The sequence below is a fragment of the Kistimonas ophiarachnellae genome, assembly GCF_057552235.1.
On record NZ_BAAJPA010000004.1, the window covers coordinates 119,760 to 142,065 of the forward strand.

Below are 22,306 nucleotides of genomic sequence, written 5' to 3' on the forward strand. Positions count from 1 at the left end.
CCCGGAGTCGCAGTGGGTGAGAGGCATTATGGTTTCCTTTTCACCTGCAGTGGTCGTACGACAGCATCCAGCCCTTCAATCTTGAGTTCCAGCGCATAGCCCATCAGCTGACCCAGTTCCCCTTTCGGGAATCCCTTTTTGGCAAACCAGAGCAGGTACTCCTCCGGCAGATCAATCAGCACCCGTCCCTGGTATTTGCCGAAGGGCATGGGCATGTTGGCCAGTTTGACCAGTTGTTCTTTCTCAAGCATGTCGTGATGGCACCGCGAATGTCTGTCTTACCGAAAAATTGATCCCGGTTCGTGTAAAAAAGGCGCACGATCGTACGCTTTCTTGATCCATATCATCTACCTTCCGGCATTTTATTTTTTACATTCGGGCTACTCAAACAAGCACCAACACACGCCTATTACAAGAGTATACGAGGGTCAAATGAGTAGTAACCTGTCGTCTGCAGCCATACCACCGGCGCCACCAGGCAAGCCGGCCCTGATGGATCGTTTCCTGAACGGCATCGAAAAGGCGGGTAATAAATTACCTGATCCTGCCATGTTGTTCGTATACGGTCTGGTCCTGATCTTTGCACTCTCCACCTTCCTTTCCATGTTCAGCTATGACCTGGTCCACCCCGTGACCAAGGAAGCACTGACCGTCAAGAACCTGATGACCGGTGAATACCTGGCCGGGTTCCTGAGCTCCATGGTAACGACCTTCATGACCTTTGCCCCGCTGGGCATGGTACTGGTCGCCATGCTGGGTATCGGTGTCGCGGAGCAGTCCGGCTACATCAATACCAGCATCAAGAAGATCCTGCGCATCACGCCGGCGAAGATTCTTACGCCGGTACTGATCGCCATCGGTATCTTCAGCCATGTGGCGTCAGATGCCGGTTATGTGCTGGTTATTCCGATTGGCGGCATTATCTTCTATGCGGCCGGTCGTCATCCGCTGGCAGGTATTGCGGCAGCGTTTGCCGGTGTTTCCGGTGGATTCTCCGCGGCGTTTGTACCGTCCAGTATTGATCCGCTGCTGGCGGGCTTCACCCAGTCTGCCGCCCAGATCTATGATCCGAACTACGTGGTTAACCCGCTGAGCAACTACTTCTTCACCCTGTGCTCCGCCGTGCTGATTATTGGTCTTGGCTGGTATGTGACCGAGAAGATCATTGAGCCTCGCCTGGGTAACCTCAAGCTGGACGATGATGTCGAAGAAGCGCCTGACATGGGCTCCATGACTGACAAGGAAAACAAGGCATTCAACCTGGCCACGTTGTCCATGGTGGTCGGTCTTGTCCTGCTGGCGGCAGCCAGTCTGCCGGCTGGTTCCAGCCTGCGTGATGCGTCCGGTTCACTGAGCAGCTACAGTGCACCGCTGATGCAATCCATCGTACCGCTGATCTTCCTGCTGTTCCTGGTACCCGGTATTGTTTATGGCAAGGTGGCCGGTACCTTCAAGAGCTCCAAGGACGTCATGGGTTCTCTGAGCAAGACCCTGGCGGGCATGAGCAGCTACATGGTGCTGGCGTTCTTCTGTGCCCTGTTCCTGAAAGCGTTTGCGGATTCCAACCTGGGTATCCTGCTGGCGCTGAGCGGCGCTGAAGTCCTGCAGGCGATGAACCTGCCGGGTCAGGCGACCATCGTCGGTATTATCATCCTGACAGCCATGGTGAACCTGCTGGTCGGTTCCGCCTCCGCCAAGTGGGCATTGATCGGATCTATCTTCGTTCCCATGCTGATGAGCCTGGGTATCTCCCCCGAGCTGAGCCAGGCGGCTTACCGTATCGGTGATTCCTCGTCCAACATCATCACCCCGATGCTGCCTTACTTCCCGCTGGTTGTCGTCTATTGCCAGCGTTATATCAAGGACACCGGTATCGGTACCGTCGCTTCCATGATGATGCCGTTCACCCTGTTCTTCCTGGTGACCTGGACCCTGTTCCTGCTGGGTTACTGGGCGCTGGGCCTGCCCCTGGGTATCCAGGCGCCGTACACGTATCCTGCCATGTAAGTGTGTCTGACAGAGAGGTCGAAAGACCTCTCTGCTTTTAATGGATAGCAGAGAATCACAAAAATATTCATTAGGTCATAGGTTACGTCAAGCACTGTCTAAAAAGCCGGAACATTAGCCTTGCCGGGTTTTTGCAGGACTGGGGCAGCGTGGAGCTCTGGGGAAACGAAAATCTGATCAAATAAACCCATTTGGGAAGCCGGGAGCGTAACGATTGTTTCAACCGGAAGTACGCCAAGATAGCAATCTGTAATATCAGAAAATAATGGTCTTTCCGCTGAATTAGTACTTGTTAACTTAATATAGCGTTTACCATCTGATTCATACATATCCACAAAGGTGTAACAGTGGCTTGGAGTCAGGCCAGTTATATTGACATTAATATCAGGTCGTGTTCCAAGGCAAGCTACTCTTCCAGTACGTTGCGCTTTTTTCAGGATTTTCCACGTGTCATTTGCAATTTTTTCGTTGGCGTTTGTCGTTGGCTGGTTATCTGTTTTGTAAGTTTCGGAATGACGAAACGTCTGCTGTCGATACTTATAGAGGTAATCAAGAAAGCAGGAGACTAAGTGGGCGGGACAATTCTTCTCTTTTAAACATTGGAGATAGTGCTCGGGCTTATGATCATAAGCATGAGGTATCTGTGATGTTATTGATCTAAGACAGGCAAGTATGTCGTTGCTTTCGCCCCATGCGATCCACATATCTAGCAGTTCCATTTTTTTATCAAAGACTAATTTAGCAATAATGATTTTTTTCTTCTGGTTATTTAGGGCTGCGAGTGACCTGACTGTAGTAGATGCTGGGAACGTATCATCCCAAAAATTGGGTAAATGGTACTCATCATCCTTAAACAGATGAAATAGTTCATGCATGACCCAGTTATCTGATTTGTTGATACACTTAATCCATTCTTCAGTTGGCAGTAACTCTTTTGGGAAATAATAAGGAGTGGATTCTTTGCCTATCAACAGGCTATAAATGAGATTGGTATAATGGGTTCTAAGTAATTTGTAATCAGTAGTTTCTCTGTTTTTCTCTGCTGAAAAAATAGTAATTGCTTTCTTGATTAATAATGACCAGTCTGAGTCGCTTGATGCTTTTGTACTATACGTGAAGCTCCCATGATCACAACATGTAAGAGGACAGTCAATTATAGTCGGTTGTTTATCATCCCATAGCAATATCCGTGCACGGTCATCAAGAACAGAGACTGAGCGGGCTAATATCATTTTTCCTTTTTCATGTCTGGTCATACTGGATAGTGCTTCGTCAATTGCGCAGCTGCTAAAGAAGCCTGCATCAACGTCTTCGGGCTTGGGCAGGGTTTCAGTATCAATTTTCGCCACTTTATATTTCATGGCATGGTTGTCAAAAGTTGGCTCGCTGTCAGACTTTATAGTTTTGGCGCTAGGATAGTGTTTTGGGTTAAATCCCCATTGTTTGATGTGTCCGGATTGCATAGCGTACCTCCCTGAAAATCAATTTGTCTTGCCTGCCAAGTGAATAGTGATGTGTTTGTACATTGATACGCATTCTAAGACCGTTGTAATGATGGTTGGTTCATGACTTTTTTATTTGAAATCGAATGATTGTTGCTCATATGAGCAAATGCGTACGGGGGCCGGGTCTGCCCTTGGTTATTCATATCCATCTTGTCATGTAAGTGTGTCTGACAGAGAGGTCGAAAGACCTCTCTGTGTCTTATTTGATAATCCCTTTCTCTTGAAGCGCCTTTCTCAGTGTTTCAGTGCGTTTGGCGTTTACGCCCAGGTCAGAAATGCCCAGCATCGACGATGAGCGTACCGCCAGCCGGTTTTCACCCGGCATGTTGAGGACTTCCAGGTAATCTACAAAGTGAAATACCTTGCTGTAGCTTTTGGCATACAGGTAACCGGGACGTTCTACGTTAATAACAGTGCGTGGCATCCCTGAAATGGTATTGATGATTTGCGGCCATGCCTGGTCCGCAGGCATAAGCAATGGAAAAGGTTGAATACGGTGAGTGTCAGAATTGGTCTCAGTTGATACGCAATTGGGGGTCGCTGGACAGTCAGTCAGCTTTTGAGGGGAATGATCCGGTGCAAGGGGTACGGTCAGGGAGCAGGCTGTCAGTGTGATGGCTGATAGTGTCATCGCTACTGACATGAGTTTTTTTCGCATGACTGAGATGTGCCTTGATTGGATTGCTGTTATATGTCGCGACATCTTAGCAGACAACACCAGACGTTCATCAAATAGCAATTTTGCTTCTTGATTTCAGTAATGAAAATAGCGAAGCCAAAGAAAAAGGTAACAAATTTTCGAATCTATGATTTTAACGATGCCTAAATGATCGTGAAAATGAACTTGTGCCCTCCCCAATGGTCTACTCGATGTAGAAATACAGTTGTTCGCAGGTAAAGCAGCATGACTGTTTTTATCGATATTGTCAGAGGGGGTGAGTAACAAGTTAATGATGCAGCCAACCAGATTGTCTCAGCCTTCTGCTCCGGAAGTGACAACACAACCGCCGTTGACGCTTGCCCAGGGTGTTGCCGGTATCCGGCAGGTAAGACCTGTGGTAGTGCCTCCAGAGCAACAGCTCCGCTATATTGCTCCCGTTGTTGCAGCTGATGCTTATCCTTATCAAACGAGCCAGTTCGCAGCGGGTTATCCAGCAGATGCCGGAAATGTAGCTTTCGCTGACGCTGCAGTCAGCGCCTACCCGGATGAGACTGGAAGGCAACATCTATTTAGATATGCTGTTGAGAACTGCACATCATTCGATCAGATGGAGAATGAGGTTAGAGCTTACGGCGAAGCAATCAATCAGGATTGGATTCACCAAATAGATATAGGAGACCTGTGGGAAGTTATTACGAAGGCAATCAACCTCATCACTTATAGCGGCAGGCAGGTTCATTCTTTTGTACAATACTCTGCTATTTCTAACGTTATTGTCGCTGTGTTAAGCCAACCGGAATTGATCAATCTGAGTAGCCTGGCCAAAGGAATATACGAACTTTCCTATGCGTTTAAATTTGAAAGAGAGGCTGGTTTATCTCAGGCATTCGATCAGGAATGGCCCGCTCTTGCCGCGGTGCGTGATCACATTCAATCAATTCCTGATAGTTTTGAAGCCTTGCTGCAGGGCTATGATGGACACCCTGCAGCACTTCCAGTAATCATGAGACGAATATATCTGGCCACTGTTGTTGCAAGAAATACTTATATTCTCGATGAAACTGTATGTATTGAGTTGCTCAGAAAGACCCTGCCACACATGAGAGAAATGGTTGGAGGTTTTGATACGATAACCATTAGAGATATGCTTTGGTGTATAGCGGAAATAACCACCCAGGAGGTGAGAGAGGAAGATTATAACTTAATTAAATGTTTTATTGATGAGCTTTTACCCCATGCCATGTTGGTCGACTATGAGTTTTTATCAGATATTAACGGAATTTTAATATCTGTATCGCGTATTATAGAGAAAAAAGGAAATGCAAATTTTGATGTGAATTTATTTGGGCAATATGTTGATCAGATGGTTTCATCCGTTTCTGTTCGTGATCTGAAAAAAGAGGAGGGTTTAGTCATAATAATGACATTGAGTGTTCTTCTTCGGCTTGTTTCCAATAACTTTGTTTTTGAAAATAGCATTGTCACTGGAGTGTTTAAATTTATCATGAAATATACTTTGCCGAAGTATTATAGTGATGGTCATTATGATAAAGGCTGGATTGCGCTGCTTAAAGTATTTTATCGTATTGTCACTTCGGGAAAGTTTACGTTTCTTGGGGGCGTGATAAATTATATTGAATACATTTTGCCTGCGATTTCCATACTGAATATACCTGAAAGTAGTAGTGAGGATGCGTGGAGCCTGCTCACAAAGCTGGTCTCGATAAAGCAGTCCAAGCCAGAAATAAGGAATCATTTGCTTTTTTCTGCTTATAATCATTTGCTGGCCCACTCACGGAATTATCTGTCAGATGTTTTAGCACTTCGTAATCAGGATAAGACAGCGGGTCAAAGAGATAAGCTGGCTTACACGCTTAAAAATATAGAGTCTCAGGGTATTGCTGGTATAGGATATCAATGTTTTTTTTCCGTTTTCCGCCAGTGTCTGGAAAAAGACAGGCAAACAATGCCCGTACAGAGCTTTGGATGGTATCTGGACTCTTTTAATGATTTTTTCACTTTGTTCTTTTTAAGAAATATCCCGGATTTTCACGGTGATACAACGAGAGAGTCAGAATGGAAAAATCTGGTTTTGTATCATTGGCTGGAACTTTTTGTTGAAGTGATGGTAAGCACTCATTGGCAGATGGATCGGGAATTGTTCAATATCGATAGAGGGGGGGCTTGTCCAACTGTAATGACAGCCTGTCAACTTTTTAAGGGGCTTTTTGGGGAAGGTAAAATTGGAAGTAAACTGAAAATACTGGAGGCTGTCTCGCAAGGACGGAATGCTGTTGATTCATTACGGCAAGATCTGATCACCTGTCAATTGAGTAATGTGTATTCGGATTATGATCCTTTTCTCTGTGATCATCTGACAAGACATATTTCAACAGCGTTGAGAAATTGTGGAGCTTCTCAAAATGAAATGGTTTTATACGGTTCGAATTTGCTGTTTGAGTATTGTGTAAGAGAGCTTGTCGGCTTTAATGCCGGTGCATTACTATCATCCCCGCTTTGTATCAAGGCAAGTGATTTCGATTTCTGGTTTGCAACTCCGGATTTTCAGACGGCAGCAGTCAATAACCTGATGAGTTTGCCTGAATGGCTGAAAGAATCCATAACCTGTTCGGCCAATCAGTATCTCGTGGGAGTTGGTCCTGAGCAGCTGGATTGTCAGGCGGTAACTTTTTCACATGATAACAAGCCCTTGGCGATTGTTTCGTGCAATACCGGGGCTCCTGGATTGTTTGAAAATAATTTTGAAATAATTGACTGGCAGCCATATTTGATGTTTGAAAAGTTTTATTATGTCAATCATGGTTCTGATACAGCAGTACGATTATCTGTGCCTGATGAAACATTCACTAAACATTTATTTGAGAGAAGTCTTCTATCCGGTAACTATGAAAGAAGAGTGATTACCCTTCTTAATTACATGACGGCCTGCTTTTGTGAGGCCAGGATGTCGGCAGGACGTACAGTATGTCAGGACTCCATTCGAGAATTCTTTGAGAAACACGGTTATTTAAAATGAAGAATCGCCCAGGGGGGGCGAGCACAGAAAGTGTGTTAACAGACCCTGTCTTTGGGTACAAGGAGCGGAACCTCAAACCTGACCACGCCATGATGTCATTATTCCTGCCACGCCTTTGATCTGTGTTAACCCATTGTTTTCGAGCAACTTGATACGTGTCAACAAGGCCGATCCGTTCCCGTATTACTGTTTCCACCATTTCGATTTTCCGGTTTTCCCCATCGCCTTACGGCAGGTATCCGGACGATCCGGAGCATTGATGCAGGAGAATCGCAGGTGCTGATAGGCAAGGTAACAGGCAATCTCTGGGCGACCCGCAAGCTGGACAGCTTGAATGGTTTCAAGATGATGATCGTCAGCTTGATCGACTCAGATGGAGAAGCCTCCAAGAGCGCTATGGTGGCGGTGGATACCGTCGGGGCCGGGGTCGGTGACATGGTGCTGATTGCCCGTGGTGGCGCAGCACGCAAGGCGGCCATGATCCATGAAGGTCCGGTGGATGCCGCCATTGTCGGTATTGTGGACAACATGGAGATCAGTGGATGAGTAAACGACTGGTGACCCGGAACAACATCACCGGGTTCCTGACCGGAGACACACTGCTGCTGGAGCGGGATATGTTAATGACCCCCGGCGCGGTCGACTACGCGCGGATTCATGGCATTCACGTGGTGCACGGTGCACAGGCGCCGGCACAGGCGGAATCACCTGACACGCTGCGCCAGCGTATCGTCGACATGCTTGCAAAAGAGTTCGGCATCACTGACACCCGTACGGTTCAGATCGTGCAGGAAACCGTGATCAAGCTGTTGGCAACCTCCTGAGCTGCTTTCTGTTTCTTTCTTTTTAACCGTTCTGAGAGTGTGACATGACCCAGATCAACGCTGAAATGCTTGAGCAAATCATCCGCAAGGTTGTCGCTGAGCAGATGGCACAACAGATCACCAAACCCGAATTCGACAAGCACGTGGATGCGTCCGGTGTTGCCGTCGTCAAGGCCGCTACCGTCAAGTGCAAGCCGTTCGATACCGGCAAGCCGGGCGACAAGGTCTTCATTACCGACCTGCTGGAACTGTCCGAAAGCCCGCGCCTGGGTTGCGGCATGATGGAAATGGACAAGACCACCTTCGACTGGACCCTGGAGTACGACGAAGTCGACTACATCATCGAAGGTACCCTGAAAGTGATCATCGATGGCCGCGAAGTCGTGGGCAATGCCGGTGACGTTGTCTTCATTCCCAAGGGTTCCAAAATCCAGTTCAGCGCTCCGGATTTTGCTCGCTTCCTGTTCGTCGTTTATCCCGCTAACTGGGAAGAGATCGCTCGCCAGAAGAACGGCTGATCGCTTTTTCCCTGATTCCTGTTGTTAAGGATCGGGGAAGCCGATGGCGTCGGTACCCGTTTTCCGCCCGCGCCGAAGGGCTATCCATAGCCCTCCGCGCTACCGCGGCATCCATGCCGCTGCTGCAAACGGGCACCGACGCCATCGACACCGGCAACCCGAGCGCCTGTTGGTTCCTGGTTGCACGTATTTTGTTTTTGTTCGCCGTATATGCGGCAGGTGTCTTTTGATTATGTCGCAAGAGAAAGAACGCATCATTCAGGAGTATGTACCTGGTAAACAGGTCACCCTGGCCCACCTGATTGCACATCCCCAGCCTGATCTGGTGACCAAGCTTGGCCTGAATGCCGAGACGGTCAGCGCCATCGGCATCATGACGATCACACCGAGTGAAGGTTCCATTATCGCTGCCGATGTTGCGACGAAAGCGGCTGGTGTTGAAATCGGTTTCCTGGATCGTTTTTCCGGATGTCTCGTCATCAGTGGTGATGTCGGCAGTGTGGAAGCGGCGCTCACCGCGGTGCTGGATCTGCTGGGCGGTGTTCTGAAGTTTTCGCCTGCACAGATTACCCGCTCCTGATGGTACGCCGATGAAAAAGATGATGCTGATCGGCTCGACCACATCGGGCAAGACGACGCTGACCCAGGCGCTTTATGGCCAGGCGCTGATCTATCGCAAAACCCAGGCGATGGAATACAGCCAGTACATGCTCGATACCCCCGGCGAATTCATTGAGAACCGCCACTTCTATTCCGCATTGATGACATCCTCTGTGGATTACGATGTCATCGGTCTGGTACACGACTGTACGCGTAAGAACAACCATTACCCTCCCTGTTTTACCGGTATGTTCAATCGTCCCGCGATTGGCATCATCACAAAGATTGACAGTGATCAGGCGGATGTCGCGTTCTCCCGGGAGATACTGAAAGCGGCTGGCGCCCACACCCTTTTTGAGATCAGCTCTGTGACCGGTGAAGGACTGGCAGAGTTAAAAGCCTACCTTGGCGTTGAAGACTGATACGTACACTGCCATGGCTGTTTGTCTCGATATTTTCATCAGTGATTTCTGTGTTTTTTGAAACCTTCGTACAGCTTGATGCAGGTCATGTTTCAAATGGGCTGCAGAAGTATTCGTTGCAAAATATCAATGTAAAACAGCCTGAAATTGCAAGAATGTGTCGCGTTCTATGCACGCCTGACGATTGTCATCGTGGTGACGGAATTGCATGGGATAAGGTCGGGCGAACTCTCTGTACGTTCATTTTTGGGGGAAGTTCTGATGTATTTCAGAAAGAAACTACTGGCAGGTCTTGTCATTGCCGGATGTACGGCAATGGCCGGCTGTGCGCTGGATGGTCAGCAGAATACAGAAACGGTGGCAGAATCCGGCAAGGTCAAGAATGTCATCATGATGATCGGTGATGGCATGGGGCCTCAGCAGGTGGGTTTGCTCCGTACCTATGCGCATCGTGCACCCAACTCTATTTATGATGGCCGCCCGACCGGTATTGATCGTTTGATTGGAGCTGGTGTGCTGGGTGTTTCCATGACAGGCCCACACGACAAGATTGTGGTGGATTCCGCCTGCTCCGCGACCCAGCTCGCCACCGGTGAACCGGCATTGAGTGAAGTGATCGGTGTTGGTATCGAGGGTGAATACCTGGAAACCATCCTTGAGCGTGCCCAGAAGATGGGTAAGGCGACAGGCCTGGTATCCGATACCCGCCTGACTCATGCGACACCTGCCGCTTTTGCCGCGCATCAGCCTCACCGTAACCTGGAAAATGAAATCGCGGCGGATATGGTCCGTATCGGCCCTGATGTGATGTTCTCAGGTGGTCTGCGTCACTTTGTACCCAAGTCGGTGAATGACAAGGGTGCGACCTATGAAGCAATCCGTGAACTGAATGACGGTGCCTTCTCCTTCAGTTCCAAGCGCAAGGATGAAGTGAACCTGCTCACCGAGGCACAGTCTGCCGGTTACCAGCTGGCCTTCACCCGTGAACAGATGGACAAGGTTCAGGATGGCAAGGTGCTGGGTCTGTTCGCCAATTCCGGCATGATGGACGGTATTGATTACGCGGCAACCAAAGATGCCAGTGATCGCTCTGAGCCTACCCTGAAAGAAATGACCATGAAGGCGCTGGATATCCTGAGTCAGGATGAAGACGGCTTCTTCCTGATGGTTGAAGGGGGTCAGATCGACTGGGCAGGCCATGAGAACGATGTCGGCGCCATGCTGCACGATATGGTCAAGTTCGATGAAGCCATTGAAGCGGTTTACGAATGGGTAGCCCAGCGTAATGACACTCTGATGATTGTGACTGCTGACCATGAAACCGGCTCTTTTGGTTTTAGCTACAGCATGAAGGATGTGCCTGAGCCGCAGAAACTGCCGGCGCCTGGCTTTGGTGACGAGCACGACTATCAGCCCATGTTCAACTTTGCTGACCTGAGCCTCCTGGATCGCATCTATGCGCAGACTCGCAGCAACAAGAACATCTGGGGTGATTTCGAATCGCTGCCCGCCGATCAGCAGACTGCAAAGAAACTGGCAGAGCTGATGAGCAGGCACCATGCTTTCGAGGTCACAGAAGCCATGGCTGCCACTGTGCTGAAAACCAACCCCAACCGTTTCCAGAAAGCAGGTCATTCCTACCTGGCCTCCAGGACCTGGCCGGCAGTGGATACCCCTTTCGAGTCCTTCTATGTTTACGGTGAAGAGACCCGCTGGAACCTGATGGGGCACGCCCTGGCAGAAGACCAGTATGTGGTCTGGGGAACCGGTACCCATACCGATACACCCGTACTGGTCATGGTATACGGTCCTGAGGGTGCGACTGCACCGTTCTCGAAATTCCTGACGCATCCGGAAGTCGGTCAGCTGGCCAAGGATGCACTTAAGTAAATTCGCTATATGTTAAAACTGGAACACAGGATGTGTTCCAGTGGGGCTTGTCTTGGCTGTGACTGCCAAAAGCAGTATTTCAGTCTTTGCTAGAGGATTAAAAGTTAGCTTCATCCTCATGTAAGATCTGTAGATCTTCTTCACTCTTTAATGCTTTTATGATCGTTCTGCATCTATAAAACTTCTTTGATAATTCATAAGATTCCTTGAAAGTCATTCCATAACATTCTATTGCATACAGTTGTTCATTTTCTTCAAAGGGTTGATCAGAATAGATATCGTCCTCGATATGCGCCAATGTTCCATGTTGTGCAGCATGTTGTATAAGGAAACGTTGTGGTAAGCCAGTTAACATTGTTTGGAATGTTGAGTTTTCTACCATTAGAAGAGGGTTCTTCTTCCAGTTTTCAGCAAATGGAAGTTTTAGCAGTTTTCCGACATCTTCTATTTCATTAAAGAGCAGGTTCATGGCTTCTAATCTTATTGCTATTTTTAGTCTTGTAATGGATGTTCTCTGCTTTGCAGCATTATAAGCTAGTGCGTAGGGGTCATAAGAATAGGTTCGTAATGTCCATGCTTTGTTTTGCATAAACATCATATGTATAACAGGGTTTTTATGCTGTTGAAGTAATTTGTCATGTTTTTTCAGTATTTCATCATAGTCGATCGTGGCGGGATTCAATAAACTGTCATACAGCGGATATCGATCAGGTTTGGTTGACTCCATGAGGTCATCAATTTCTTGTTTCCGTAGTGACGCTGGGAAGGCAGGTTTATCGCTGTCCTCCTGAAGATCCTGTTGCCTTTGCGCTGCAACCAAGGAGGATGATGTGCTTGAAACTGGTTCTAAAGCTAACTCATCTCTTTTTGGTTTATCTTTCGTAGGGAGGAGGGACTCTGCAGTATCTATCTGTGAGGTTGTTGCTGAATGCCTTTGTTGAGGTTTTTGTTTTGATACCTGTTTCCCGGATGTTCTAGCCTTTGATTTTTTTTGTTTTGCTCTGGCTGGACGCGATGCTTCCTCAATCGTTTTTTTTAACTCCGGTGATTCTTTCATAACATCTAATTTCATTCTTACAGATAAAAGCTGTTGTTCTGAATCAGCAAGTCTCATTGTTTCTGATAGATGAATTTCAAGTTTTTTTAGGGATTTATACGCTTCGTGATGTAAACCAAACTTTTCCTGGATTCTGGAAAGATGCCTCAGGAGTTCAGGGTGGGCTTTAACCGACTTTTCTAATTGATCGATTGCCTCCTTGAGTAGTATGTTTTTTTCTGGCGTCTCTGTTTTGTTTTCCGCCACTTTTTCTTTAAGGATGCACAAGAGAGGTTGAAGGTGCCGTGATAAAGCAGTATCAGACTTTATTAAATTTAGAGCAAAACCGTAGCCTTTTTTTGAGATAAATGATAAGGCTAGGAATAAATTTTTATTTTTTATTAACCCGGATAACTTCAGCAGAGCATCACCCTTTGGGCCCATTCCTCGAAGGTTGTCATACAGTGCAACCCGCAAAGTCCACTCGCGCATAGTTGTGCTGGATTGTCGGCCTTCATGAAAATCAACCCATTCGCGTGCGCGTTCTATCGTGGGTTCCATCTCGATTAATGCTTCTTGACTGTCGCGCAGCTTTACTAGGCAGGCAATGGCTTTTTCTGGGTCCATACCAAATTTTTGCCGCCATGGGAGATCCTTTTCTGTAAAACCAATATCACTCCAGATCATAATAAAAAGAGGAAATAGTGTATAATTTGATGCGTCATTCATAGCTTGTTGAAGAAGATCATAATTTTCCATCATTTCACAATATAAAATATTATTTGTGTGAGTGATCTGCTTTTCTTGATCTGTGGTTGCTTTAAAGTTTGCCCTTTTTGCCAAAGTCGATATTAATATTTCGTCTTTTATAGATAATCGTGTAATAGAGAGGGTGAGATCATTTAATATATGAATGTCAACTAATAAATGCACGTTGTTTTTAACGAGCCATTTAATTCGTCTTATACAGTTTTTTGAATGATATTTTGCTGCATTAGTAAGGCCTGATTCTGTTTGGGGCTCAAATTTCTTCCTTCCGAAGATAATTTTCTCGCACCATTTTAAAAAAAAGGTCAGGCTTTGCATTAGAGTGAAAGCAAGATGCTGCACTTCTGTTTGTGAAAAGGGTGATGCTTCAGTTAAGAATGCTTCTAATTTATCGAAATAGATGTAGAGGTATTCAAGACATCTAAGATTAACATTGAAATTATACTCTCTATAAATTTGATGTGCAGCCAGGTTCTTTAGTTCAAATTCTGTTGGACTGCTTGCAACTATCGAGGGTGTGACACCAGTAATGGTTGTTTGCCCTCTGCTTTTTTCCATTGGTTCCGTAGCTTTCTCAAGCCATTGACTTAGCGTATCGATAAGTTCTTGGGGCTTTGTATCGCGTTCCTGCTCTTGTAAAGCTACTTGATAAGCTTTGCTTTTTTTAGACGTAACCAAGGCAAGAGAGCTAATATCTGCCTCAACGTCCCATAAGGCGGAAGGGTTAGCCATTGTACTACGATGCATACCCAGTGAATCATCGCACAATTGATTGGGATCTATCTGATTAAACAAATCATTTATTAACCGATTAGCCTCATCGATTTCTTCTTGGCAGGCTTGACCTAGCATTCTCCTTGTATTGATATCTTTTAACAGCAACGCTGCAAGTTTTTGCTTGTCAGTATCTTTTCTCGGCGAAATGCCATATTGCCTGATGAAGTCTTCTTTTTGAGCATTGATGGTATCCAACTGGTCTTGTGTGATTTCAACAATGGCGAAGGCATTGAACATCTTTTGTGCCGATGTCCCCACGGAAGATTCTGCTTGAGGCTGTGTGCTAGTGGTAGGGACTATACCAACAGACCGTTTTGTTTTAGGTCTAACAACGGGTTGTTGCTGTTGTGGCATACTGGGAGTAAGCTCTGCAGCGGAAGGCGATTGTTCAGCCGGAGATTGCTGCGTTTTAGACTGTCCGGATGAAGAAATGGGTGGAATATTCATGGGGCTCGAATTGTTTCATTGGTTTAACAGTGTGTAATAGGGCAATTTAATATAGTAAAAGTTCCTTTTTTATGTGATGTAGGATGTGCTTGTTGGCAAAAAGTCAACTTATTCAACAATGATAGTTTGCTGATGTCACGTACGGTGCTTATAGCGTTGTAATGAAAGCGGTTTTTATTGTCAGGGCAGAAAAACAAGATGCGATAGATTGTCCTAATAAGACTTGTTGCTTTAACAGTTGATCAGCAAGACTAACTGTAATTGTTAGTTTTGTTGGGCAATAATGAGGCTATTGAGTCTCTTTCTTTGAGTGTATACCTCTAACAGGTATATCGTTTTACTAATGAAGGTTAAATTCAATCCACCTCATAGCTGTGGCTGTTATCTATCGCTAATGGCAATGTTTCATGACACATGTTTGACAGTAGGTGTGTGAAAGTCATGTCATGATAATGTCGCCACTTCGCAGTTGAGCCCGGTATCGCTGGAATATATACGGCTGTTTAGTTGTTTTGTGAATACTGTTGATACAGATCAGTTTTTTCTGTCTGCATAATAAAAGCCTTGCAGAATATCAATGTAAATATCCTCGGCTCTGCAAAAATACGTTCCAGGAATGATAGTGTTTTCGGCGGTGCTGTGAGCAGGGTTGGATGTTCAACTGTTAGCTATCCTCCAGAGATTTTCATAGATCTACCGGATAGATATCTTCTTGTGTTTTCTATCTGGTAGCGGTGAATGATGTACGAGAACCCTTCTTTTTATTAATTCCATGACGCCTTTTCCCCCAAGAACAACGCCTTCCGGGCTAAACGATTTCACGCAATATGCGGGAGATCGCGACACAGCGCTGATGATTGGTCTGGACTTCGGTTCGACCACCAGTCGCGCCCTGGTGGCCCGTGCGCGTATGGAACGCAGCATGACGACGGGGCGAATGGAGTTTGGCAGCCCTGACCTGCTCTATCGCTCCGAACCGGTCTTCACACCCTTTGATGGTGAAGAACTGTCGCGTACCCAAATCATTGAATGCATTGATCGCTGGCTGGAAGAAAGCGGTATCGACTGCCAGAAAATATTTTCAGGCGGCGTTATTATCACCGGGTTGGCAGCAGAGCAGGCCAATGCCCACGTTATTGCCCAGGCGGTACGTGAACGGATCGGTCATGTCATCGTCGCGACAGCAGACGACCCCTGTCTTGAATCCTGGCTGGCCTTTATGGGCAATAGCCTGGAGCTTTCCCGTCAGGAACCGCAGCGACCGGTGATCAATCTGGACATAGGTGGCGGTACCACCAATCCTGCCTTGGGGCTCGATGGCAATGTTCTGGCTACCGGCAGCTATTTCCTTGGCGCACGTCATTTCCGTTTTCAGCCAGGCAGCTATCATCTTCTCGGGTTGTCCCGTTACGGACGTCTTATTTTTGAGCGTCTGGGGATTGAAACCGCCACCGGAGAAACGCTGTCAGAGGCCGACGTCAGGGCAGTGGTGGATTTCATCGTAGGCGGGTTGGAGGCCATTGTTGCCGGTGATGCTACATGGTTTGCCGATGATGGTCTCGGCGCCGGATTATGTCAGGCACCCTATAACGAAGATGTCAGCCCACTGACTGACGACACCATTATTACGTTTTCCGGCGGTGTTGGAGAGCTGCTTTACCGGTTGGTCATGGGGGAAGAGTTGCCCGGAACCACTTGGTATGGCGATCTGGGTATTGATATCTGCCGCGGCATTGTGGATTCTCCGCTGCTATCACGCAGTCTGTATTCGCATGTGCCGGAGTTTGGCGGCCGTGCGACCGTCTATGGCCTGACCCTGCACAGTGCGGAGCTGTCGGGCAATACCCTGTATCTGCCTTGTCCCGGACAGTTGCCCCTGCATGACCTCCCGATTGTCGCCCGCCTGACACTGGACGCTGATGAATCAGCACTTTCAAGTGCGGTGGAACTGGCCTGCCGCAGCCCCAACGGGGCCTGCATCCAGGCGATGGTGCCGGCGGGTGAATATCCCCGTTTTCCCCAGGTCAAACAGTTTGGTGAGCGACTGGCCGGGCTGCTGGAAGCAACACGGTTTCCACAAGGGCATCCCCTGCTACTGCTGGCGCCGCAGGATTTTGGCAAGGTGATTGGCAACTACGCGACCCGCTGGGGACAGCTGCCGGTCAACCTGATGGCCGTTGACGAGGTGCCGGATCGGCCGGCGGAGTTCGTCAGCCTTGGGGCGGTACGGAATTATGTGATTCCGGTTTATTTTTACGGCATGCACTGATTTGAGCCCAGCGTATGTCAGCGCATGATGATGACAAAATTCTGGAGAGACAACTGTTATGGCGAATGCCCGCCTGACCCCACTGCAAGACATTTCGGTACCGGAACCCCGGCCGGATGAAGTGTACCGCCTGAATGTCATGGGGCGGGAATACAGTTTTACCGGGCTGAAGGCATTGCTGGGTGCGGCTGACCTGCGCAAGGCTGGCGATATCAACGCCGGGCTGGCGGCTGCTGATGAAGTCGAGCGGGAAGCGGCGCGTACCCTGTTGTCAGACCTGACTCTCCAGCACCTGTATGATCGTCCACTGGTCAACCGTCATGGACGAGTAGACGACATCATGCGAGTAGGTTATGACCTGAACCTTGAGGTGTTCGACGAACTCGCATTAATGACCGTGGGCGAATTGAAGGACTGGATGCAGGCGGCCACCGGAGCAGAACTGGTAAAAGCCGGAACCGGTCTGACGCCAGTGATGGTGGCGGCAGTCACCAAACTGATGGGTGTGCATGACCTGATCTACAACGCGCGCAAAATCACCTGCCCGACCCGTGCACGCACGCATCTTGGCTTACAGGGTTCACTCTCCACCCGGATTCAGCCAAACCACCCGACCGATGATCTGAGCGCAATTACGGCACTGACCTGGCTGGGACTTTCCATGGGCAATGGCGACCTGATGATAGGACTGAATCCGTCTGAGGATTCGGTCGACAACATCAGCGCCTGCCTGTTCCACCTGGATAAAATCCGTAAGCAGACCGGGGCGCCGACGCAGATCTGTGTACTGTCCCATGTCCGTACCCAGATGGCCTGTCTGGCAGAAGGGGCGCCGGTGGAAATCCTGTTCCAGTCACTGGCCGGAACGGATGCTACGTTACGTGAAGCCTTTGATGTCACCGTCACCTATATGGACGACGCCTACCGTATGATGGCGAAGAAAGGCACGCTGGCCGGCAAGGCGGAGCAGTTCATGTATTTCGAGACGGGGCAGGGCAGTGAGGTCAGTTACAGCAAGCATGACGGTATCGACATGGCGACGGCTGAAGCACTGACTTACGGCTTGTGTCGTCGTTATGACCCCTGCATGGTGAACAGTGTGACCGGCTTCATTGGACCGGAAACGCACGAGAACAGCCGACAGATTGTTTACTCCAATCTGCAGGATCTGTTCATGGCCAAGGTGATGGGACTGCCGATGGGGGTTTCCCCATGCTTTACCCTGCATGCGGATGCGGCAGAAGAAGGCCAGGAAATGGCGGTAGAACTGCTGACCGTTGCCGGCGCCAACTACTTCATGGATATCTACCTCGGGGTAGACCGGATGCTGGCCTATGCCGACACCAGTGGTCATGATGACCAGACCATGCGGGAGATTCATAACCTGAAGCCGGCACCGGAGTTTTATCACTGGTGTATTGAACGCGGCATCTTCACAGAAGATAAGCGTGGCCAGATTCAGCGTGGACCCAACTGGGGGAATCCCGCCATCTTTGCAGATTCAGAACATGAGTTCCGTCACCTGATGTCGCGGGTGCCGATGGCGTATGGCCTGGAAAACGCTGGCCCCCGAATGGCCAACCAGGTCATGCGTAATCTTCGCCTGAATATGGCGATTGCCCGGGCTGCGGCAGTCAGTGAACTGCGGTTTGAGGCGTTTGATGACCTGGATTATCGCCGAATTGATTCGAAGGCATCGACCCTGGCGCTACACCATGCCCGTCCGGATACCGGCGCAACATTAAGCGATGAGTGTCGTGCAAATCTGACGCAGGAAAATAATGATATCCAGATCATCGTCACTGATGGACTGAGTGCCGAGGCGGTGCATCATAATATCGAAGAGCTGCTGCCGGTACTGGAAGATGGTTTGCGCAGCCGGGGCTATAGCCTTGGGCAAACCATGATTGCACCGCATGGCCGGGTTCGGTTGGCGGAGGATATTGCCCGGGTGGTGAATGCCCAAATGGTTATCGTGCTGCTGGGTGAGCGTCCCGGGTCCGATGCCGAGTCTTCCCGAAGCCTGTCGGCTTACCTGGTTTACCGGTTGGAAGATGAAGAAACACGTCAATTGGCGGCAGAGTATTCCGGGGTAGAAGCCATTGCCTTCGAAGATACCGTGGTGCCGAATATTTACCACGGTGGTATTCCGCCATTGGAAGCCGGTTCCCTGGTCGCGGAACGGGCGATGCAGATTTTTGATAACAAGGCTGCTGGTAACCGGTTGAATGCCATCCTGGGTAGCCGGATGGGTCTCGTGCATAAGGAAGTTGTACCTGAAGCCCCGAAGGAAGAAGAAACGAAAACCGTACAGTCGATTCGCGTGCATGATTTCAGTAACCAGAAAACCATTTCAGAAGCGGATGTGTTGATGCTGCTGGAGTGGGGGGTTAAGGAGATTCTTCTCAGCCGTCGTACCTTGCTTTCTCCACTGGCGGGTGATTTATTGCGCCAGGCAGGTGTTAAGCTTCGCTATAATGATCGCTATCCTTTCTGAGCAGCGTTTTGAGATCCGGGCAGAGTTACAGGCTCTGCCCGGATCTCATGATGTCGATATTTTATGTTGGTTTTAAATCAATAAAATAATAAAAACACTATTAGCTATATATAGTAATCATATTTTCATATCGAATTATAAAGGTATCACTTTGCAGCATTTTAAATGCTGCTGTTTATTTAAATGTGACTTTGTTTGGTGATGAAATATTTTAAATGATTCAAGAGTGTCAGGGTTTTCTTCATGGTTGATCTGTGTGGTTTGGATTCCTGATTGTGGTATGAGCGTTTTATTTGTTAATGGCGGTGTTGGGACGATATCGTTGTGAATAATATAGCTGCCAGTTAACGCAATGTCTTGTGTTCTGCTGCGTTGGTGTGTTTGAACTGTGTGGGATTGTCAGTGTGTCAAGTATCTTTATGTAAACATATGCAGATTCGTTAATAAGTAATAATAAGCGAATGCCTGATGTTTTTAAGTCGTAATAAAAAAACAGAATGTTGTATGTTGTGTTATTTTTTATTCTGACTTGGCGTCTTATCTGTTGGGGTGAAAGAGTGTATCAACAGTGCGCACTTGTCAGGGATTTCTATTTAAGCATTTGCAAAGATGCCTACCAGGCAGCAGTAGCAGTAAGAGGGGTTAGAAAATGAAGGCGGTTTCTTCTACACCATTGATTTTGTCATTAGTTTTGTCTGGTGGCATGGCGCATGCTGGAACAGTGAAAATTAACCAGCAAATTTTCCCATTGTTTGAGGTTTCTGCTCCTGGTATTGAGGGGCTTGAACATCCCACGATCGCAACAGGCTCTTATAAGCTGCAATCTCACGTCAGCTTCCCGGTGAGTACTGAAGTTACGCTCAAACCGATTCAGGATGGCATGCACAGCTACCCTATTGGCCGTGTGGGTTGGAAGCATGAGCAGAAAAAAGATAACTATACGTTTTTTATCTCTGCAGGTGGCCATACGGACAGGTCGACAGATATGAACAGTTATTGTGTATTTGTTGAGGTTAATTTTAAGCCTATTGGCAGTAAATGCACATCAGGGGGTGGGTTTTGGGATCCACTTGTCATTAATAACGTGATTTTCCCTGCAAACTCCAATATTACGATTACGATAAAACCCCGGTGGTAAATCCCGCGCTAATCCACCGGCGTTGGAATAGTGCCGGTGGATTATTTTTTCCGGTTTTATTAATAAACGTCACAGTCAAATGAAAAAACATTCCCGCCGCAGCGTATTGTCGTTGAGTTGGTGATTTTATAAAACTTGACATAGGATTCATAACAAGGGGTGGGGCAGATTTTCACTATGCACTGAAACCCATCTGAACTCGATGAATAGATGGGAAAAGATGTGGAGCGCCCCATGAGTAGTGAGCCCGTAATTTTTTCATCATTCCCGATTTCATTATGTGTGCATATATAACGGTTAAACTCGAAATTCAGGACATACCAGCCTTCGTTTTGTATCTTGAGAGTGAGTGGTGCATCACCTTTATAGGAATCTGTATTCTCATCAATAGTTTCACTATCTGCCATACATTCCATATTGAAACCGGAGAGTAATATGGCAAGTGTCAGTAGAGGTAACTTCATTTTCTTCATGCCCGACAGCCTGAAATTAAAAGTGAGCTTCCTGTCTCCATTAATGGGAGTGCATGCGAATAAATATCAAGCGTTGCTTGTGTTATAAGCATACCTGTTATCGTATTTCCCCTTTCTCTATTCTGCTGGAATAAAGTGAGTTCACACAAAAGACATTGATTAAAATAGCGGCAAAAGTATAGGACAAGGTAATCCTTTTTGCTCATGCATAAAAAAGCTAAAGATGAGAAATAATAGACAACTCGCTGTTACGTTGATTGCTTGTCATGTGTCGTTGATTTATGGACAAAGATGCCTGAGGATGTGCCTGATATAAACTATTGTCTCATCAATGTCTTTTCATCAGTGTGATTTTAACTGATCACAACAAGCGACAGTACGGAGTGTTTCCGTGGAATACAGACGTCTTGGCCGGACCGACATCAAGGTCAGTACCCTCTGCCTGGGTACCATGACCTGGGGTGAACAGAACACAGAGCAGGAAGCCTTTGCGCAGTTGGACAGGGCAACAGCTTATGGCGTCAATTTCATTGATACCGCTGAGCTGTATCCGGTACCACCCGGCAAGGAAACCTGGACACGGACGGAGCAGATCATTGGAAACTGGCTGCGCCAGCGAGGTCAGCATAATGACCTGGTGGTTGCCACCAAGGTTTGCGGGCCGGGTCACGCCTATATGGATGGTGGTCGTCGTTTGAATCGTGAGCATATCGAACGCGCCGTGGAGGGGAGTCTTCAGCGGCTGGGCGTCGATTGCATCGACCTGTTTCAGCTGCACTGGCCTGAACGTAACACCAACTTCTTTGGACGATTGAATTATTCCCACCAGGACAATGATGACAGCACGCCCATTGAAGAAACACTGGATGTCATGGATAGCCTGGTGAAAGCCGGCAAGATAAAGCACTACGGGTTGTCCAATGAAACCCCGTGGGGAGCCATGCGTTATCTGACCGAAAGCCAGGTGACCCGGAAGGCACGTCCGGTCAGTATTCAGAATCCCTATAATCTGTTGAATCGTTCTTTTGAGGTTGGCCTGGCAGAAATTGCTCACCGTGAGCAGATGGGGCTATTGGCTTATTCACCATTGGCTTTCGGGGTGCTCAGCGGAAAATATCTTGATGGTGCAAGACCTGCCGATGGACGCCTGACGCTCTTTTCCCGATTCCAGCGCTATAACAATCCCCAGGCTGAAAAGGCTACAGAGGCTTATGTCAAACTGGCCCGTGAGTCAGGCCTGGATCCCAGCCAGATGGCACTGGCTTTCGTGACATCCCGACCGTTTGTCACCAGTAATATCATCGGCGCTACAACGTTGGCACAGTTGGAATGCAATCTGACATCCAGTGAACTACGGTTGTCCGATGATGTGCTGGAAGCTATCGAGGCCATCCATGTCGGGCAACCCAACCCTGCGCCTTGAGCCCGCAAGGTTGA

The 22,306-nt window shown here is 47.9% G+C and carries 17 protein-coding genes; 12 read left to right on the forward strand and 5 right to left on the reverse strand.

Annotation, left to right across the window (positions count from 1 at the left end; all coding sequences use genetic code 11):
* Positions 1-26: 26 nt before the first annotated feature.
* Positions 27-251 carry a DUF3820 family protein gene (locus tag AC27K1_RS06145; RefSeq protein WP_487149107.1) on the reverse strand — a complete coding sequence of 75 codons (225 nt, stop codon included), beginning with the start codon at positions 249-251 and terminating at the stop codon, positions 27-29.
* A 181-nt stretch (positions 252-432) separates the two neighbouring features.
* Here AC27K1_RS06145 and AC27K1_RS06150 point away from each other — a divergent pair, with 181 nt between their 5' ends.
* Positions 433-2,007: an AbgT family transporter gene (locus tag AC27K1_RS06150; protein ID WP_487149109.1), complete on the forward strand. Its 1,575-nt coding sequence runs from the start codon at positions 433-435 to the stop codon at positions 2,005-2,007.
* Between the two features lie 98 nt (positions 2,008-2,105).
* On the opposite strand, the gene AC27K1_RS06155 is transcribed toward AC27K1_RS06150, so the two are convergent.
* Positions 2,106-3,470, reverse strand: coding sequence for a hypothetical protein (locus tag AC27K1_RS06155; protein ID WP_487149111.1), 1,365 nt, complete (start codon positions 3,468-3,470; stop codon positions 2,106-2,108).
* Positions 3,471-3,711: 241 nt separating this feature from the next.
* Complete coding sequence (locus tag AC27K1_RS06160) at positions 3,712-4,170, reverse strand: DUF1499 domain-containing protein (RefSeq protein WP_487149113.1); 459 nt, start codon at positions 4,168-4,170, stop codon at positions 3,712-3,714.
* Between the two features lie 292 nt (positions 4,171-4,462).
* On the opposite strand from AC27K1_RS06160, the gene AC27K1_RS06165 reads away from it, so the two are divergent.
* The 7 genes from AC27K1_RS06165 to AC27K1_RS06195 all read left to right on the forward strand — a co-directional run bounded on the left by AC27K1_RS06165 (position 4,463) and on the right by AC27K1_RS06195 (position 11,464).
* Positions 4,463-7,210: a hypothetical protein gene (locus AC27K1_RS06165; protein ID WP_487149114.1), complete on the forward strand. Its 2,748-nt coding sequence runs from the start codon at positions 4,463-4,465 to the stop codon at positions 7,208-7,210.
* A 276-nt stretch (positions 7,211-7,486) separates the two neighbouring features.
* Positions 7,487-7,756 carry a EutN/CcmL family microcompartment protein gene (locus AC27K1_RS06170; protein WP_487149116.1) on the forward strand — a complete coding sequence of 90 codons (270 nt, stop codon included), beginning with the start codon at positions 7,487-7,489 and terminating at the stop codon, positions 7,754-7,756.
* A complete protein-coding gene (locus AC27K1_RS06175; RefSeq protein ID WP_487149117.1) occupies positions 7,753-8,034 on the forward strand; it encodes a hypothetical protein in 282 nt (93 codons plus the stop codon). Before AC27K1_RS06170 ends, AC27K1_RS06175 begins: the two co-directional genes overlap by 4 nt.
* A 44-nt stretch (positions 8,035-8,078) precedes the next feature.
* Positions 8,079-8,552: a cupin domain-containing protein gene (locus AC27K1_RS06180; RefSeq protein WP_487149119.1), complete on the forward strand. Its 474-nt coding sequence runs from the start codon at positions 8,079-8,081 to the stop codon at positions 8,550-8,552.
* 232 nt (positions 8,553-8,784) lie between these two features.
* On the forward strand, positions 8,785-9,132 hold the full coding sequence (gene eutS, locus AC27K1_RS06185; RefSeq protein WP_487149120.1) for an ethanolamine utilization microcompartment protein EutS: 348 nt from the start codon (positions 8,785-8,787) through the stop codon (positions 9,130-9,132).
* A 10-nt stretch (positions 9,133-9,142) separates the two neighbouring features.
* The gene (locus AC27K1_RS06190; protein WP_487149122.1) at positions 9,143-9,574 is read left to right on the forward strand and encodes a EutP/PduV family microcompartment system protein; all 432 of its coding nucleotides are present in this window, start codon (positions 9,143-9,145) and stop codon (positions 9,572-9,574) included.
* 261 nt (positions 9,575-9,835) lie between these two features.
* On the forward strand, positions 9,836-11,464 hold the full coding sequence (locus tag AC27K1_RS06195; protein ID WP_487149124.1) for an alkaline phosphatase: 1,629 nt from the start codon (positions 9,836-9,838) through the stop codon (positions 11,462-11,464).
* Positions 11,465-11,561: 97 nt separating this feature from the next.
* Here the strand turns inward: AC27K1_RS06195 and AC27K1_RS06200 are convergent, their stop codons facing one another.
* Positions 11,562-14,492, reverse strand: a complete 2,931-nt coding sequence (locus AC27K1_RS06200; RefSeq protein WP_487149126.1) for a hypothetical protein — start codon at positions 14,490-14,492, stop codon at positions 11,562-11,564.
* A gap of 772 nt (positions 14,493-15,264) precedes the next feature.
* On the opposite strand from AC27K1_RS06200, the gene AC27K1_RS06205 reads away from it, so the two are divergent.
* From AC27K1_RS06205 to AC27K1_RS06215, 3 genes are all read left to right on the forward strand, one after another.
* Positions 15,265-16,761, forward strand: coding sequence for an ethanolamine ammonia-lyase reactivating factor EutA (locus AC27K1_RS06205; RefSeq protein WP_487149127.1), 1,497 nt, complete (start codon positions 15,265-15,267; stop codon positions 16,759-16,761).
* Between the two features lie 58 nt (positions 16,762-16,819).
* Positions 16,820-19,258 carry an ethanolamine ammonia-lyase subunit EutB gene (eutB, locus tag AC27K1_RS06210; protein ID WP_487149129.1) on the forward strand — a complete coding sequence of 813 codons (2,439 nt, stop codon included), beginning with the start codon at positions 16,820-16,822 and terminating at the stop codon, positions 19,256-19,258.
* A 649-nt stretch (positions 19,259-19,907) separates the two neighbouring features.
* On the forward strand, positions 19,908-20,396 hold the full coding sequence (locus AC27K1_RS06215) for a hypothetical protein (RefSeq protein WP_487149130.1): 489 nt from the start codon (positions 19,908-19,910) through the stop codon (positions 20,394-20,396).
* A gap of 59 nt (positions 20,397-20,455) precedes the next feature.
* On the opposite strand, the gene AC27K1_RS06220 is transcribed toward AC27K1_RS06215, so the two are convergent.
* Positions 20,456-20,869, reverse strand: coding sequence for a hypothetical protein (locus tag AC27K1_RS06220; RefSeq protein WP_487149132.1), 414 nt, complete (start codon positions 20,867-20,869; stop codon positions 20,456-20,458).
* A 391-nt stretch (positions 20,870-21,260) separates the two neighbouring features.
* On the opposite strand from AC27K1_RS06220, the gene AC27K1_RS06225 reads away from it, so the two are divergent.
* Positions 21,261-22,292, forward strand: coding sequence for an NADP(H)-dependent aldo-keto reductase (locus tag AC27K1_RS06225; protein WP_487149133.1), 1,032 nt, complete (start codon positions 21,261-21,263; stop codon positions 22,290-22,292).
* Positions 22,293-22,306: the final 14 nt, after the last annotated feature.